Below are 14464 nucleotides of genomic sequence, written 5' to 3'. Positions count from 1 at the left end.
GGCGACTGGTGGTGCGATGTCGTGTCAGGTCGTGGAGGTGCAGTGGTAGATATGCGAAAGCCGAGGTGCAGCGAATGTCACTCATCGGTGGAGACAGCTGGCTGCCTGTGCGCTGGCGGGCTGCGCTTGCTTCTCATTTGCCGCATCCTTACCGACCCATACCCCAGCCCTGCCGATTCATTCGCTCGAAGTAGGCATCGTCTGCGGCCTGGATCTCTTCCTCTGTCAGCACTCTCCGATCATCCGGCTTGGGGTCGACCTGTTCGAAGGTTTCGCGGATCGCTGTGATCCCCGCCGTGACGTGTTCATCTCGGGTAAGTGGACGCATCGCCCTCTCCACTTTCGCGGCAGCATCCTGCTCGGCGGCTGCGGTGGCTTCCAGAATCATCCGCGCGAGTCTGTCTCCCCAGCGGTGTACGTCTCGGGTGAGTTTGAGATCGCGCAGATGCCCTGCGGAGTCGACGACCGCGGTGATGGTGCCGTTACCGGCTGTTCCGGTGCCGCGGATGCGGGCCAGAGCTGATCTGACCTGATTGGCTTTGCTTTTCAGCTCCTCGATCGCGGTGTCGAGGTCTCGTCGCTCGTTCACATCAGGTCCGCGAACTCGGCCTGCATGGCGGGGTCGTTGGCGATTTCTTTGACGACGTCGAGGGGACTGCGCAGGCCAAAGTAGGTTTTCATGGTTGCCTTGGCCGGGTCCGCGCCCCGCGCCCGCAGGAGTCGGACGGTGGCGATGGGATCGCCGCCGGAGGCCATGATTGCCCAGTAGATGACGGGGTAGCCTTTCGCGGTTACCGCGTCGATGTCTGCCCCGGCGTCCAGCAGTCGTGCGACGGACTCCGGCCGGGCGGCTTGGGCGGCGAAGTGCAGTGGCGTCCAGCCTTCGTTGTCGCTGGCGTTGACATCTTCGGTGCCGAGCAGGCGCTCGATCGCGTCGACGTCGCCGTCTCGTGCGGCGTAATGCAGTGCGGTGCGACCGTATTCGTCGCGTTCGCTCATCTACTTCGGCTCCCGTCTGTGAGATCTATTGCCGTACTGATCCTCGATGTGGAACCAGTTGGGTTGCTGTTGACGCGGCGGTCGAGCTCTTGCTGGGTCAGGCCTTCGTCTTGTGCCTCGGCGAGAATTCTGCGGTTTTCGTAGCCGGCCAGCGCTGGGCGCGCCCACAGCAGCGGGATCAACGCCCCGCTGCCGCGGGCGATGGCTTGCGACACTGTCACCGGGACGCGCGCGGCTTCGGTCAGACCGATCAGGGCACGAATGACCGCGGCGATCCTGGCCCCGTAAATACTGATCGCCAACGCCATCCCGCCCTGGGCAGCAGCGGCCGATCCGCCGATGGTGAACGGTGCGGCGATCCAGCCGAACGCTTCGTCCACAGCCACGATCGCGGCCAACTCGATCAGCGCATGCTTGATCGCTGTCTTGGCCTGTTCGACAGAATCCGCGTACGAGTCGTAGGATTTCGCGAGTTCTTCACACACGCCCGCGAGGTCGTCGAACTGGCTTTTGACGACATTGACAGATGTCGGCGTGCTCGAGTGCTTGGGGTGTCTCGGGACTTTGCTGCGCCTCGATCAGCTCGCGAGCAGTCGCAACGGGCAGCCGCGATGCGAAGCGAGTTGGCCATGGTCCGCCACGCCGCAGCAGCCTTGCGCAGCACATCCGGGTGGCCATTCGGCCACAGCTCGCCCTGCACGGCGCCCTTGACCCAGTCCCATCCCGTGGGCTCCGGGTCGTGGCCGCCGTACGCGGCGGGGGTTCGGTAGGCTGATAGACCGTCAACGTGCCCGGCGGAAAGACCAGGTCGTTCGGGTTCGGCTGCGGGACGGACTGTGAATTCGCGTTGGCGTGGTTGGCGGCGGTGAACTGCAGCAAGTCGTGCATCTGCCCCACCGCAAGCGCCAGGTCCCCGAGTGCGTCGACGGTGTTCCACGCGGCGGGGTCGTAGTCGTTGCTCCATCTCCGACCGGCGTTATCCGAACCCGCACTCCCACCGCACCGGCCGAGAATCCTCGTCAAGGTGCCGATGCCGTAGGTCAACGCATTGTGCACGCCTTCATAAACGTCGGCGGCCTTGGCGAACCCCCGCGGATCCACCTGCACGACAGGCGGCGCCATTTACGGCTCTCAATCCTGATTGTCAACGCAGCGACACGCCAGAGGCGTCGTGGCCTGGCGGACGGATGAGATCAGCATCGAGTTAAGGATAGCCGGAATACGTTGGCGCGCAGCACATCACGAGTCGGACGCGAAGCAGTCGGCCAGTCGAACGCTCAGCGGCTATTACAGAACGATGCCCGGCAGGCGGTTAGCCCTGCCGGGAATCAGGGTAGGGGCCACATCCGCGTGTTGGTGTCGATCGCGGCGCTGTAGTTCTGGTGCGCTTTTCGCGCGACTTCGCGTAGCTCGTCGAGGTTTTCGCGCATCTCGTTCACGCCGATGACCCACTTGTCTGGTGGCGGATCGCTGCGAGCAGTAGTGGCCGCGGGGTGGGTGCTGGTGAGGTCTTTTATCCACGCGGGTTCAGGCTGTGGTGGTGGCCGTCCTGCCAGGTGAGCCAGCAGCGCGAGTTTGATCCACGCGGTCAGCGCTGGGTTGTCGGCGATGCGGTGGGCGCGGTGGAGGTTCCGCAGCAGCGACGGCTACCGCCGCGGGAACATTTTCCTGGCTGGTGATGCCGCATATCTTCACCGAGAAGCGCACTGTCGTCATGAGTGACTGCGCTAGGCTGAACGCGACATTCGTGCTGGCGCATCCCTAGGCATCGGCGTAGCTGATCTTCATCGATGACACAGAACAGGTGATGTTGTGACCCGGCGGTTCGCTGTACTGATTCGTGGCCTTCCAGGAACAGGAAAGACAACGACAGCGGCCTTGCTGAGGGACGCGGTACCTCCGTCAGTTCGGGTATCCGACGATTCCGTCAGATACATGGCGAAGCCCCGCGACTTCACGAGCCTTACGTTGGAGGCATCCGAAAGAGCGTGCATGGATCTCGCACTGTCCTACTGCGACAGCGGATTCGTGCCCATTATCGATGGTGTGTTCGACGATGCCGACTTGCTGGCCAGCCAGGCGCTGCGCTTCGAACGGCGAGGCTTCCAACTCATCACGGTCTCGCTGGCCGCCGAGATGGACGACCTCCTGCACCGCAACATGCTCCGCGATCCGCTCCAGCGGATGGATGAGGCACGAATCCGGCAGCTACACGCGGGTTTCCAGCTTGTGGGCGTGCCACTGGGGATCCGCGGCAAGCTTCCCGAGGAAGTATGCGATGACCTTCTCGAGATTGTCGAGCTCAAGCGGTCCGCGCAGTCCGCGGGCCCGATGAATCGTGCAGATAGCGGAGAGGCCGATCTACTTTTCCTTCGTCACGGCGCTCCTGATTACCCTCTCGACGTATACCCCGATCCATTCGAACTGCGTTTGTCCCCACAGGGGCGATCGGAGGCTCTGTCCGCGAAGGCGGCGGTCCGGCGGTTCGCGCCGGATGTCATCCTCAGTTCGGACTTCGCGCGGGCATTGGAGACAGCCCAACTCGCGAGCTCTGGAATGGACCTGAAGATCGAGCCAGTCGAGGCACTGCGTGAACGCGTCTTCTTCCAGCTGGTTGGAAAATCGTTCGACGACGTACGGCGGGAGCTGGGCCCTGCAGCCACCGGCGTCTTGACCGGAAACAGTGACCTGGTCGAACTCGCTCCAGACGAGTCGTACGAAGCGGCGCGGGAGCGGGCGCTGTCGTTCTTCGGCACGCTGCCTGAGACCTACAGCGGAAAGCGAGTTCTCGTGGTGGGCCATGGCGGGCCGCATTCGTGGCTGGTGGCGAGTGCTCTGGGAACGGACCTGAAGGGCGCACGGCGACTCCGCTGGGACACCGGTTGCTTCAGCCGATTCACGCTATCAGCCACCGAAACCAAAATCGAGGCAATGAACATCGCGCCTAGCTCCGTGGTTCCCGGCCTGCACCTGGGTGCTGTTTGAATCGTTGGATCATCACGGGCGCGGACTGCGGCGCAGAGTAGTTCGACGATTTGATCGGCCCTGCGGATCGAATACTCAGCCGGAAGTTCGCCGCGCTGCGGTGGCCGATTTCACCGGTCGCAGCTCACCACCATTGACGCGACCGCGGCTGGGGACTCATCGGGCGCCCCTCAATTCGAGCGTCACCTCGATCGGCCTGGTGGTCGGTCAGCCATGTTTGGCCGAGGCGAAGCTTCTCCACGACCTCACCGGCCACCACGTCACGGTCGTTGACGCGACACCCGACCGGACCGACAAGCCGCCGGTGTCGGCCATCGTGGTCGGGCTCGACGCAGCGCGGAGGTAATTCCCGGCGATCTCGCGCAGCACCATGTCGGCACGGTCGCGAGTGCCTGCGATCAGGCGTGCGTTGGGCATATCGCTATTAGTGATCTTGATCTGCGCCTGCTCGGCGGTCTTGCCTCCGAGCAGGCACCGGTCGGTCAGCCGACGCTCGATGACGCGATCTTCCGCGTCGAGATACCACACCTCATCCAGGTGGCTGCTTACCTCCGCCCACCCAGGCTGACCAAGCAACAGGTAATTCCCCTCGACCACAGCAACACGCTGGTCAGCGAACGTGATCGCATCAGGGACCGAATCGTGCAGACCACGGTCATAGATCGGCTAAGGTACACGCTCACCGAGCGGTGCTTCGCGCAGCACATTCAGCCGGGCGACGAACCCGGCCACATCGAAGTATCGGGCTGGCCCTTGCGGTGCCGCGCACCGACGGCGTCCAGCTCAGCCGACGTCTTGTGAAAATCGTCCATCGGGGCGATCCCCGCCGGGATCGCCTGTGCCGCGGTGATCGCGGCGGCAAGACTCTGCGACAGCGTCGACTTTCCCGCCGCCGGCGGCCCGGCGATACCCAGCACTACCGACGCTCCGCGGGGACTCGCGTACACACCCACGCCGCGAGCTCGGTCACAGGGACTTCGCTGCCTGAACGCATCCCGGATCCTTTGCATCTGAATCGAAGCGGTGGGCCCACCGTACCAACGCGGTGCCTCGTCAAAACTTAATCGGCGCGACTACTTACACCCCGCCGCCCGTGTCAGTGCCGCAGCTGATCTACAACTGCCGGTCGCGGTCTCCGGCGGGTTCAGCACGGGCGATGACACGCTCGCCGGCAGCGGCGACTGGGGCATCGCTATTGTCGGCCGGGGCATTGCCGACGCCGTTGCCCCGGCCGACATGGCACACCAGTTGACCAGCATTGTCCGAAAGATCCACACCGAGGAGGGCCTGTGATTGTCACGCCACTTCAGCCTGAACAGATCAGCGAAGTCCGCGAACTCATGGGGCTCGGTGAGCCATTTATCAGTGCACGTACCCTGTCTGATTACTGGCTCTATGCCAAGCTGTTCTCCTCGACCTGTCCCATCGCGATTGGCGAGGACAGCACCATCACTGGAGCGGTGATCGCATTCCGAAGCCAAAACGATCCCGCAGATGTGTATGTCCAGGACGTCATGACCCACCCCCGCCACCGGCAACGCGGCATTGCAGGAGCGCTTCTGCGCAGCGTGCGATCACAGGCTGAGAAGTGGGATTGCGAGCGCCTATATCTGACATCCGAACCCGACAACTATGCAGCGCACGCCAGTTGGGCTGCCCTTGGCTTCGTCAACGTGCCCGGCGACCATGAGATCAACGGCATATCCGTCGTTACCGACTTCAAAGGCCCGGGCCGCAGCCGTGCTGTCTACGAACTGTCTCTGACCTGAGTGTGTCGCCGACCCGGTTGCGGCCTGGCACGGCGACCAGTCCGGAAGCGACCTGCCCGCCCGCATCACCACCGACGATCGTGAACGGAAGCCGTGCCGACACTGCCGCATGACCTCGCCACCGCCGCCGACAACGCCGGAATCCGCATCGACGCGGTACTCCAGCAGACCGGCAAGACACTGCTCGCCGCAGGCAGCGTCGCCGGTCGGCGCGTGGCCGTGAAATGCCTGCTCGGCAGCGACCCGTTCTGGGCCGGGAAATGGCGGCACGAACTCGGGGTGTACGAGGTGTTCGCTCACACTGCGCCGCCCGTGCGGGTGCCGCGGCTGATCTACACCGATAACACCCGGCTGATGGCACTGGAATGGATGAACGGGCAGCGCCTCGACGACGACCGCTACCCCCAGCGGTCACTCACCGACACCGAGATCGACGCAGTGCTCGCCACGGTCGAGGCCCTGAACCGATGGCAGCCACCCGCCGGGGCGTTCGACATGATCTTCGACTACCGAGACCGGATCGGCCGCTATCACGCCCACGGCTATCTCACCGACACCGACCGCGACGCCTTGCTGCGCCTGGTCGACCGCGCCGGTGCTGCCGATCAGCTCAACCACGGAGATCCGCTGGCCAGCAACATCCTCCTCCGCGACACGACCCCCGCTGTCCTGCTGGACTGGGAATTCACCGGACTGTTCCTGCCCGGATTCGACCTGGCGATGCTGCACACCCAACTCGGCGCCGCCACCCCAGCACTCAGGACTCGCATCGACACGGCAGTCACCGCAGCCGGGATCGAAGAACCGTTCGTCGTCAATCTCGCCACCGTCCTCACCCGGGAACTGCGCATCCACCGCCAGCTGCCGGACGGGCCGCTGCGCGAAACACGGCTGCCCGTCATCGACACGGCGTGGCAGCACACGCGAGAACGCCTGCACACCAGCGCTATACGGAGTTCCTAATGCACATCGCCACGGTCCACCGCGATCTGCATCAACGTACCCGCGGCGGAATCTGCACCATCTATCGGTCGCTTCTGACCGCTCACCGATACCGCCACCCTGGTCATCCAGCAATCCCGCACACCCAGCAACCATCGACGGCGCCCGGATAGGTCGGAACGGCGACGTCACCCGACGCGAATCCAATACTGGCATATGCCGTCTGCGGTGGTGGCGTCGAGCGTGCCTCCACATGTGGTGATGATGCGGCGTGATGCAATGTTGTCGACGCGGCAGGTGAGTCGGGCGCGGTTGATACCGAGAGCCTTTGCCAGCGGTAGGGTTTGGCGGAGGATCTCGGTTCCCCAGCCGCGAAGGCGGAACTGTGGCGCGACGACGTAGCCGATGTGGCCGCCCCAGCGCAGGAGGTCGTCAGTGAGATGGTGTCGTATGTCGCTGCTCCCGACGAGGGCGCCGTCGACCTCAGCGACAAGGAACGTATACGGAACAGTATTCGCGGGGAGGTCGACGCGCCGCTGGGCGTTGTCTTGCACTCTCAGGTACTCATCCCACGTGATGCCCGGCTGGTAGTCCTTCGCGAACGTCAGCCCCTCGTCCATGATCGCTGTCCGCAGGGTCAGGAAGCGTTGTTCGTCGCTTGGTCCAAGCGGCCGGACGACCAGTGTCGGCAGATCTGTCACAGGATGATGCTGACGCGGCAAGTTCATTGGCCGCAACGAGATTTCACATCGGACAGATTCCTCAGCGGTCTCGGGCCGCGTCGCCCCGAAACTGAAGGACCACCTGGACCGCCAATCAGTCGATGAGTCCCGATCGTGGTGGGCGGCCCGCGCCACATATCTGTCAGTCGATCCAGTAGCGGCGGGTCAGGATGCCATCGGTACATGGTTCGAGCGATTCCAGGACGCCGCTGCAGCATTCGATGATGTGCCGAGAGGCGAGGTTGGTGTCGTGGCAGGTGAGGAGTATCCGGTCGATGCCGATCGCGCGGGCGATGGTGAGGCTGTGGCGGAGGATGGCGGTGCCGTAGCCGCGGCGTCGATATTGTGCCAGGACGGCGTAGCCGATGTGACCGCCTCGCCGGTTCAGTGCGTCGTTGAGGGTGTGCCGGATGGACGCGCGGCCGACGATCTGGTCATCGACGGTGGCGACCAGGTAGGTGGCCGCGACGATTCCGTCGGGCAGGTTGATCTCCTGGCGGTAGTCCTCCAGCATCGACGGATACTGCGGCCATGTCATGGCCGGTGTGAGACCCAACGTGAAGGGGAATCCGTGGTCGTCGGCCATGGCCTCATGCGCCGCGCGGACCACCTGTTCATCCGACACGCGCAACGGCCGCAGCCGCACCGCATCAAGAATGGGCGAGGTCCGGGGAGCAGTTGACATGGCCCGCACCGTAGCCAGCGAAAGCACCGTCGTCGACGGATTTTCGTCCCGCAACCCGCGCCCGCCATCTCCGCGAGACCGATGGTGGCGGGTCCAACGAGCGACCAGACAACGTGCAGGCACCGGCACACCCTGCATCCCCCAGCGGCGGGCACGGAGGGATCAAGCAGTGGCTGCCATGGGAACGCGACCGCTTCGGCGCGGGGTGTGCGGGATGCGTCTTATAGTGCGTAGAGATCTGTGGACGGTGTGAGGAGGGGGCGCGCATGGCCGGTGAGCTTCAGGTGGATGTAGTCCGGCTGCGGGAGGCGGCGCGGTTCATCGGCGACAAGGCGCAGGTCATCAGGGACCGGGTGCGGGAGCTGGATCGCACGATCGGCGCCGAGCTGCTGGCCGACGGCTGGCAGGGGAAAGCGGCGTCGGCGTATGACGAGTCGTGGGTCGAATGGCGGGACGCTGCCGAGGAGATCGTCGCGGCGTTGGAGTCGTCGGCGGTAAGTTTGGCCGATGCCGCCAACCGGCATGAGATGCAGGACGCCGCGCGTCGCGACGCGATCAACGGCGTCGGAAGGCAGGTGTAGCCGGTGCCTGACGATTACAGCTACCGGGTGAACTTGCAGCAGCTCGATGAGGCGATCGCGACAATGGCGAAGTTCGGTGCCGAGGTCGAGGGCTGGCTTAGCGAGGTCGATCAGCATATCGACGACCTGCACCTGTCGTGGTCGAGTGATGCCGCCGCAGCCCAGCGTGCCGCGCACACACGGTGGTCGGCCGGTGTGGCGGAGATGCGGGAGAACCTCGACGAGCTGCGTGAGGTGGCGCGGCGAGCGCACACCAACTATTCCAGCGCCGCCGAAACCAACCACGGGATGTGGCCCCTATCGTGAATCTCGCTCGGGCCGTTTAGGTTCGGGTGTCTCGACGGGTGTCGGGTATGGCTTGGATGTGGCTGTCCGGTTGGTGGCTCACTAAGGCTGGCCGCCCGGCATCCGGTCGGCTTTGGCCGCTTATTGAGAGCTGCGGATCGTCGCTGCATAGGGGCCCGCTGGTGAGGCCGTCTTCGAGACAACAGGTCGGGTTCAGTCCGAGGAGGGCATGGGTTTGCAGGCGTGGGCCGGGGTAGACATCGGCAAGCAGCATCACCACGCGGTGGTGGTAGACGAGTCCGGCAGGAAGTTGCTGTCGCGGCGGGTACGCAACGACGAGCGAGAGCTGCTGGTGCTGATCGAGGATGTTGCGGAGCTGGCGGATGAGGTGGTGTGGGCGGTCGATATCGCCGGCAGCGAGTCCGCGTTGTTGGTGGCGTTGCTGCTGGCCCACGATCAGCAGGCGGTGTATCTGTCCGGTGCCACTGTGAATCTGGCGGCGACCACCTATCGCGGCGCCGGGAAGACCGACGCCCGAGATGCCTTCGTTATCGCTGATCAAGCCCGGATGCGCCGGGATCTCTCTGTGTTGCGCGCCGACGAGGAGTTGATCGTCGAGTTGCGGATGCTGGTGGCTCGCCGCGAGGATCTGGTCGGCAACCGCACCCGGGCGGTGAATCGGTTGCGGGATCGGCTGGTAGCGATCAGCCCGGCGCTGGAACGGGTGCTGGATTTGGGCTGCAAGGGGCCGCTGGTGCTGCTTACCGGCTTTCAGACACCGGGCGGGCTGCGTGAGGCCGGAGTCGGGGAGGTGACGGAGTGGCTGCGGCGGCGAGGTGTGTACAAAGCAGCGACGCTGGCCCACAGAGTGGTGGAGGCGGCGCGGACGCAGCAAACCCGCCTGCCTGCGGAGCGGCTGGCAGCCCTGTTGATCGCGCAGACTGCGGAGGAGCTGCTGTTTTTGGGGGAACAGATCAAAGATATCGATGACCTCATCGTTGAAAGGTTTCGCCGTCATCCGGCCGCCGAGGTGATCGCCAGTTTGCCGGGCATCGGTGTGCAGCTGGGCGCGGAGTTCCTCGCGATCACCGGCGGCGATCTGGCTCAGTTCCGGTCACCGGACCGGCTGGCCGCCATGGCCGGAGTGGCGCCGGTACCGCGGGATTCGGGCAAGGTGCACGGCAACCTGCGCCGTCCTAGGCGATACCACCGCGGACTGCTGCGGGTGTTCTACCTCTCGGCGGAGTGCAGCGTCCGCTACAACGAGGATTCGAAGAGGTTCGTCGACCGTAAACGCATGGAGGGCAAGACATATCGGCAAGCTGTGATCGCGCTGGCGCGGCGACGAGTGAACGTGTTGTGGGCCCTTATGCGCGAACAGCGGTGCTACGAGCCACGCCCGGCGCCAACGTGAGCGGTGTGACCGCTGGGCTGCAGCATCCGGTGGTATTCGCGTTGAACGATGCCTGTATCGGTATCCCGGCGAGGAGGAGGCGCGGTCGCTGCTGTCGCGCGCTGCTGGGAAGTGGTGGCGGGATCGGGTTGGCGGTGCGGCCGGATGCGCTAGGCGCGATGGGAGGTGCCCCGTGAAACCAGTGTCGGGGAGGCGAGGAGGAGGGGCGGTCCCAGACTGAACAGCAGGCATGGCCACCAGTTGACGGCGGCTACGACCAATTCGACCATGTTGTTCCTCCAAGGTCGGGTGCCGAGGACGGCAGCTGGCTCCGAGTAGACCGCGGCGCGGTCGGGATAGCGCGGTGTCGGTCTGCTCGCAGTGCCGCTGCGCGGTTCGGATCGTAATGTCCTTGCCACCTGGGTTTGGCTGCGGATCCTTATGCGTGCGCACCGATTCTACCCAAGCCGGGGTCGGCGAACCGTGGGCTCGGCGATGAGCTGCACCGGATAGCCCGCCGTCATAGCGCTGCCACTGCGGGGCTGGGCGGTGGAAGCTGGCTTCTGGTCGCGCTCGGTTGGGGCTGGTGTGACCGGGTTGTGGTGTTTGGGTTCTGGTCAGGCGTGGGGTGGTTCGCCGGTGACGATGTGGTCGGCGAGGTTGAGTCCTTCGCGCACGAGGCGGGTGAGGTGGCCGTCGTGGACGCGGTAGATGATGCGGCGGCCTTCTCTGCGGGTGTCGACCAGGCCGGTGAAGCGGAGTTTGGCCAGATGTTGGCTGACCGCGGTGCGGGAGGCGCCGACTGCTTCGGTGAGGGCGGTGACGTCTGCTTCGCCGTCGGCGAGCAGCCACAGGATGTGCAGCCGGGTGGGGTCGGACAGCATCCGGAAGGCGGCGGTCGCGGCGTCCAGACGCGCTTGGTCGGGGGCGATCGGGTGAACGAGGCTGGCTGGGGGCACCTGGGCGGCTGGGGGTGTGCCCGCCATGGTTCACCGCCTTCCTGCTGGCACCGCCTCCATCTCGGTCGGCGTGGTCGCAGGCCAGACGCGGGCGGCTGTGGTTGCTGCAAGTGTAGCGACGGCGGCCAGCGTCAGTGCGGCGGTGAGCTGGCCCGCACTGGCACCGACCCACCCGGCGATGGGGTAGGTGAGCAAGAAGCAGGCATGGGAGAGGGAGAACCGGGCGGCGAACACCGCGGTGCGGTTCTCGGATGTCGACTGCGCGCGCAGCAGACGCGCCGACGGCGTGTTGATCATCGAGGTCCCCGCGCCGAGCGTGATCCACGCCCCGGCAAGCAGCAGCCAGCCCGGCCCGGGGGAAGGACGCAGTGCGATGATCGCGGCGGCGGCGAGTAGCCCGATCGGCAGCACAGCGCAGCCGGTGAGCATGAGGCTGCGGTCGCTGACGCGGGTGAGCAGTCGCGGCATGGTGAGCGCGATGAGCATCGAGCCGCCGCCGTAGCAGCCGAGCGCGAGTGCGACACCGGTGGCGGAGCCGTGGAGCAGATCCTGGACGTAGATCACGGTGTTCACCACGACCAGCGCGGTCGCCGCGGCGACGGCGAGGTTCATGGCCAGCAGTCCCCGCAGCACGGGCCGCGCGAGCATGACGCGAGCGCCGCGGGTGATCCGCTCGATCAGCGGCGCGGATCGGTCGTTGGGCACCAGACGAGGCAAGGAGGTTTGCACGACCAGCACGGCCGAGGCGACGAATCCGGCGGCGGTGCCGACGAACAGCAGGTTGTAGTCGATCAGCGTCAGCAACGCGGCGGCCAGCACCGGGCTCAGCAGCGACTCCAGGTCATAGGCCAGCCGCGACAGTGACAGCCCGCGGGTGTAGTCGTCCTCGTCGACCAGCACCGCCGGGATCACCGCCTGGAAAGCGGGAGTGAACGTGGCCGAGGCGGCCTGCAGCACGAAGATCAGCACATAGATCTGCCACACCTCGGTGACCAGCGGCAGCGTCACGGCGATCACCGCGCGGATTGCGTCCGCCGACACCAGCAGCACCCGGCGTCGCACGCGGTCGGTGACCGCGGAGATCACCGGCGCGACGAAAACATAGGCGAGCATCTTGATCGCCAGCGCGGTACCCAGGACCGCACCGGCGTCGCTACCGGCCAAATCGTAGGCCAGCAGCCCCAACGCCACCGTCAACAACCCGGTCCCGACCAACGCCACCACCTGCGCGGTGAACAACCGCCGGAACCCACGATGCCGCAATACCTCGATCACGCCTGACCTTCCCCGAGCTCCCTGAACTAAGGGACACCTTACGCCAATAGGTGCGCAGATGCGAACCTATTGGCGCGTATAGCGGACGCACCGGGCCGGGGCGCAAGAGTGGTCCGGACACGAGTTGGCGTCGGTGCCTTCCGGGCGAATGGAGGCGCTGAACTCCCAGTGGCCGATGTTTGCTTGCCCTCACTGTGGCCAAACCCGGGGACGATGCGCTGAACCGTTATCTCGTCCGGTTGCGGTGCAGCCAACGGGCGCCAAGTGCAGCCAGCGCCAGGTGCGCGACCAGTATCAGGCCCACGACCGCGAGCCCGAGCCCTGCCAAGCTGCCCAGCCCAAGGTGCACGGTGATACCGATGATGATCAACACCACCGCGACAACGCGCAGTACGCCTATCGGATGCCTCATCGGACCGTGCCCGGCTTGACGGCGGTGACGTAACGGATCCACGGGCGCAGATCCCCCGAGGCGATCTGCTCGAAACCCGCCTCGGTGACCATCGGCTCGAGCAGATCGATCGGGTTGTGCTCCATGGCCGGGCCGGTCAGTGCGCCGATCAGATGCCGTGCCACGGGATTCGCCGGTGGCCGGAACTCGCCGATCAGCAGCCGCCCGCCCGGACGCAGCACCCGCCACATCTCCGATAGCGCCGTGGCGCGCACCTTCTCCGGGAGGTGGTGCAGCATCAGGCAGTTGGTCACGACGTCGACCGAATCGTCCTCCGTGGGCAGTGCTTCGGCGACGCCGACGGTATAGGTGCAGTTCGGCTGTTTGGTGATCTTGCGGGCACGGTCGAGCACCGCGGCGGAGGCATCCACGCCGAGCGCCGTCCCTGAACTGGTGGACGCGGCCAGGCGGCGGGTCAAATAGCCGGTGCCGCAACCGATATCGAGAACCCGATCACCGGGGCGGGCGCCGCTCAGCTCGGCGAGGCGGCGGTAGACGCGATCGCGTCTACCGCCGAAGAACACTGCGCCGAATATGTCGTAGCTGCGGCCGTGGTCGATCGTGAGCCCAGCCGTGCTCGGGTTGGGATTGTGGCGATGCATCAGACGTCCGAGGCCCATGGCCCCTCCTTAACTTAGTTACGACTAAGATAATGGATAACTTAGTCGCAGCTAAGTTGTTGTGCAAGGGTGGCTACGATGACGCCATGGCCCGCGCATCCTCCGATCCCGCCGACCAGCGGCGCACGCGACTGCGCGCCGCCGACCGGCGCGCCTCGATCATCGATGCCGCCACCGCGGTGTTCGCCGAATCAGGGTTCCAGCGCGCCACCATGGCGCAGATCGCCGCCCGGATCGGCGTCACCGAGCCGGTGCTGTTCCAGAACTTCGGCTCCAAATCAGGGCTCTACGCCGCGGTCGTGGAACACGCCTCCGGGCAGATGTGCGCCATGATGCGCACCGTCGCCGCCGAAACCGACTCGATCGCTGCGCTGCTGGCGCACCTGCTCAGCCCCGGCCACATCGATGAACTCCACGCCCCCGGCTCGCTGGGGGTGATCTTCGCCGACGCGATGACCCTGACCGCCGAACCCGCGGTCGAGCAGGCAGTCCGGCGGCACATGGGCGAACTCGCCGACGCCTTGGCCGAGGTGATCACCCACGGCCAGCGCACCGGCGAACTGCGCGCCGACCTCGACCCCGAAGCGGCTGCCTGGGCGGTGCTGTCCTTCCTGGCCGCACACCGCTTCCGCAGCGCGGTCATGCCCGACCGGCAACGGCTCGAAGGCCACATCGCGCACATGACACTGCGCACATTGATCGACGATGATGCCCGCGAATCCGATGCCGGCCAATCCTGACCTCGACCATCGCAAGACAGCGTGCCCGGCGCTGCCGAGCCGGTCGATGCTGCAACCG

Annotated in this window: 20 protein-coding genes and 1 pseudogene; 8 read left to right on the top strand and 13 right to left on the bottom strand. The window is 65.6% G+C overall.

All coding sequences use genetic code 11. From position 1 onward, the window contains the following. Positions 1-148: 148 nt before the first annotated feature. The 5 genes and pseudogenes from NA4_RS16610 to NA4_RS44105 all read right to left on the bottom strand — a co-directional run. The gene (locus NA4_RS16610; protein WP_067470540.1) at positions 149-589 is read right to left on the bottom strand and encodes a YbaB/EbfC family nucleoid-associated protein; all 441 of its coding nucleotides are present in this window, start codon (positions 587-589) and stop codon (positions 149-151) included. After that, on the bottom strand, positions 586-999 hold the full coding sequence (locus NA4_RS16605) for an ankyrin repeat domain-containing protein (protein ID WP_067470539.1): 414 nt from the start codon (positions 997-999) through the stop codon (positions 586-588). Before NA4_RS16605 ends, NA4_RS16610 begins: the two co-directional genes overlap by 4 nt. Next, complete coding sequence (locus tag NA4_RS16600; RefSeq protein ID WP_067470538.1) at positions 996-1484, bottom strand: hypothetical protein; 489 nt, start codon at positions 1482-1484, stop codon at positions 996-998. Before NA4_RS16600 ends, NA4_RS16605 begins: the two co-directional genes overlap by 4 nt. Continuing rightward, the gene (locus tag NA4_RS44040) at positions 1403-1963 is read right to left on the bottom strand and encodes a WXG100-like domain-containing protein (RefSeq protein ID WP_444980037.1); all 561 of its coding nucleotides are present in this window, start codon (positions 1961-1963) and stop codon (positions 1403-1405) included. The genes NA4_RS16600 and NA4_RS44040 overlap by 82 nt, the downstream gene beginning before the upstream one ends. A gap of 535 nt (positions 1964-2498) precedes the next feature. Next, positions 2499-2636, bottom strand: a pseudogene (locus tag NA4_RS44105) (hypothetical protein); the annotation flags it as partial. 175 nt (positions 2637-2811) lie between these two features. Between NA4_RS44105 and NA4_RS16595 the strand changes: the two are divergent. Next, the gene (locus NA4_RS16595; RefSeq protein ID WP_157129061.1) at positions 2812-3984 is read left to right on the top strand and encodes a histidine phosphatase family protein; all 1173 of its coding nucleotides are present in this window, start codon (positions 2812-2814) and stop codon (positions 3982-3984) included. Positions 3985-4191: 207 nt separating this feature from the next. Here NA4_RS16595 and NA4_RS41940 read toward each other — a convergent pair whose 3' ends face one another. Together NA4_RS41940 and NA4_RS41935 are read right to left on the bottom strand one after the other, a co-directional pair. Then, positions 4192-4581 carry a nucleoside/nucleotide kinase family protein gene (locus NA4_RS41940; protein ID WP_067470536.1) on the bottom strand — a complete coding sequence of 130 codons (390 nt, stop codon included), beginning with the start codon at positions 4579-4581 and terminating at the stop codon, positions 4192-4194. 110 nt (positions 4582-4691) lie between these two features. Continuing rightward, positions 4692-4901 (bottom strand): nucleoside/nucleotide kinase family protein, encoded by a 210-nt coding sequence (locus NA4_RS41935; protein ID WP_067470535.1) that lies wholly within the window; start codon positions 4899-4901, stop codon positions 4692-4694. 106 nt (positions 4902-5007) lie between these two features. Between NA4_RS41935 and NA4_RS16580 the strand changes: the two genes are divergently transcribed. The 3 genes from NA4_RS16580 to NA4_RS16570 all read left to right on the top strand — a co-directional run bounded on the left by NA4_RS16580 (position 5008) and on the right by NA4_RS16570 (position 6716). Continuing rightward, complete coding sequence (locus NA4_RS16580; RefSeq protein WP_067470534.1) at positions 5008-5277, top strand: hypothetical protein; 270 nt, start codon at positions 5008-5010, stop codon at positions 5275-5277. Beyond that, complete coding sequence (locus tag NA4_RS16575) at positions 5274-5753, top strand: GNAT family N-acetyltransferase (RefSeq protein WP_067470533.1); 480 nt, start codon at positions 5274-5276, stop codon at positions 5751-5753. The genes NA4_RS16580 and NA4_RS16575 overlap by 4 nt, the downstream gene beginning before the upstream one ends. Before the next feature lie 93 nt (positions 5754-5846). Continuing rightward, positions 5847-6716, top strand: a complete 870-nt coding sequence (locus tag NA4_RS16570) for a phosphotransferase (protein ID WP_084497156.1) — start codon at positions 5847-5849, stop codon at positions 6714-6716. A gap of 167 nt (positions 6717-6883) precedes the next feature. On the opposite strand, the gene NA4_RS16565 is transcribed toward NA4_RS16570, so the two are convergent. Continuing rightward, a complete protein-coding gene (locus NA4_RS16565; protein ID WP_169811052.1) occupies positions 6884-7396 on the bottom strand; it encodes a GNAT family N-acetyltransferase in 513 nt (170 codons plus the stop codon). A 163-nt stretch (positions 7397-7559) separates the two neighbouring features. Next, positions 7560-8102 (bottom strand): GNAT family N-acetyltransferase, encoded by a 543-nt coding sequence (locus NA4_RS16560; RefSeq protein WP_067470532.1) that lies wholly within the window; start codon positions 8100-8102, stop codon positions 7560-7562. 266 nt (positions 8103-8368) lie between these two features. On the opposite strand from NA4_RS16560, the gene NA4_RS16555 reads away from it, so the two are divergent. The 3 genes from NA4_RS16555 to NA4_RS16545 all read left to right on the top strand — a co-directional run bounded on the left by NA4_RS16555 (position 8369) and on the right by NA4_RS16545 (position 10382). Next, on the top strand, positions 8369-8683 hold the full coding sequence (locus NA4_RS16555; protein ID WP_067470531.1) for a WXG100 family type VII secretion target: 315 nt from the start codon (positions 8369-8371) through the stop codon (positions 8681-8683). A 3-nt stretch (positions 8684-8686) separates the two neighbouring features. Next, entirely contained in the window at positions 8687-8989 is a 303-nt protein-coding gene (locus NA4_RS16550; RefSeq protein WP_084497154.1) for a WXG100 family type VII secretion target, read from the top strand. A gap of 208 nt (positions 8990-9197) precedes the next feature. Next, on the top strand, positions 9198-10382 hold the full coding sequence (locus NA4_RS16545; RefSeq protein ID WP_067470530.1) for an IS110 family RNA-guided transposase: 1185 nt from the start codon (positions 9198-9200) through the stop codon (positions 10380-10382). Between the two features lie 596 nt (positions 10383-10978). Here the strand turns inward: NA4_RS16545 and NA4_RS16540 are convergent. The 4 genes from NA4_RS16540 to NA4_RS16530 form a co-directional block, all read right to left on the bottom strand. After that, positions 10979-11347, bottom strand: coding sequence for an ArsR/SmtB family transcription factor (locus NA4_RS16540; protein WP_067470529.1), 369 nt, complete (start codon positions 11345-11347; stop codon positions 10979-10981). 3 nt (positions 11348-11350) lie between these two features. After that, positions 11351-12595: an MFS transporter gene (locus NA4_RS16535; protein WP_067470528.1), complete on the bottom strand. Its 1245-nt coding sequence runs from the start codon at positions 12593-12595 to the stop codon at positions 11351-11353. Positions 12596-12821: 226 nt separating this feature from the next. Continuing rightward, positions 12822-13007, bottom strand: coding sequence for a hypothetical protein (locus NA4_RS40425; RefSeq protein WP_157129060.1), 186 nt, complete (start codon positions 13005-13007; stop codon positions 12822-12824). Further along, positions 13004-13666, bottom strand: coding sequence for a class I SAM-dependent methyltransferase (locus NA4_RS16530; RefSeq protein ID WP_067470527.1), 663 nt, complete (start codon positions 13664-13666; stop codon positions 13004-13006). Before NA4_RS16530 ends, NA4_RS40425 begins: the two co-directional genes overlap by 4 nt. 86 nt (positions 13667-13752) lie before the next feature. Here NA4_RS16530 and NA4_RS16525 point away from each other — a divergent pair, with 86 nt between their 5' ends. Further along, positions 13753-14406, top strand: a complete 654-nt coding sequence (locus NA4_RS16525; RefSeq protein WP_067470526.1) for a TetR family transcriptional regulator — start codon at positions 13753-13755, stop codon at positions 14404-14406. Positions 14407-14464: the final 58 nt, after the last annotated feature.

This window comes from Nocardia amamiensis NBRC 102102 (assembly GCF_001612745.1).
GTDB classification, from domain to species: Bacteria; Actinomycetota; Actinomycetes; order Mycobacteriales; family Mycobacteriaceae; genus Nocardia; species Nocardia amamiensis.
This window is presented reverse-complemented; position numbering and strand designations above follow the sequence as displayed.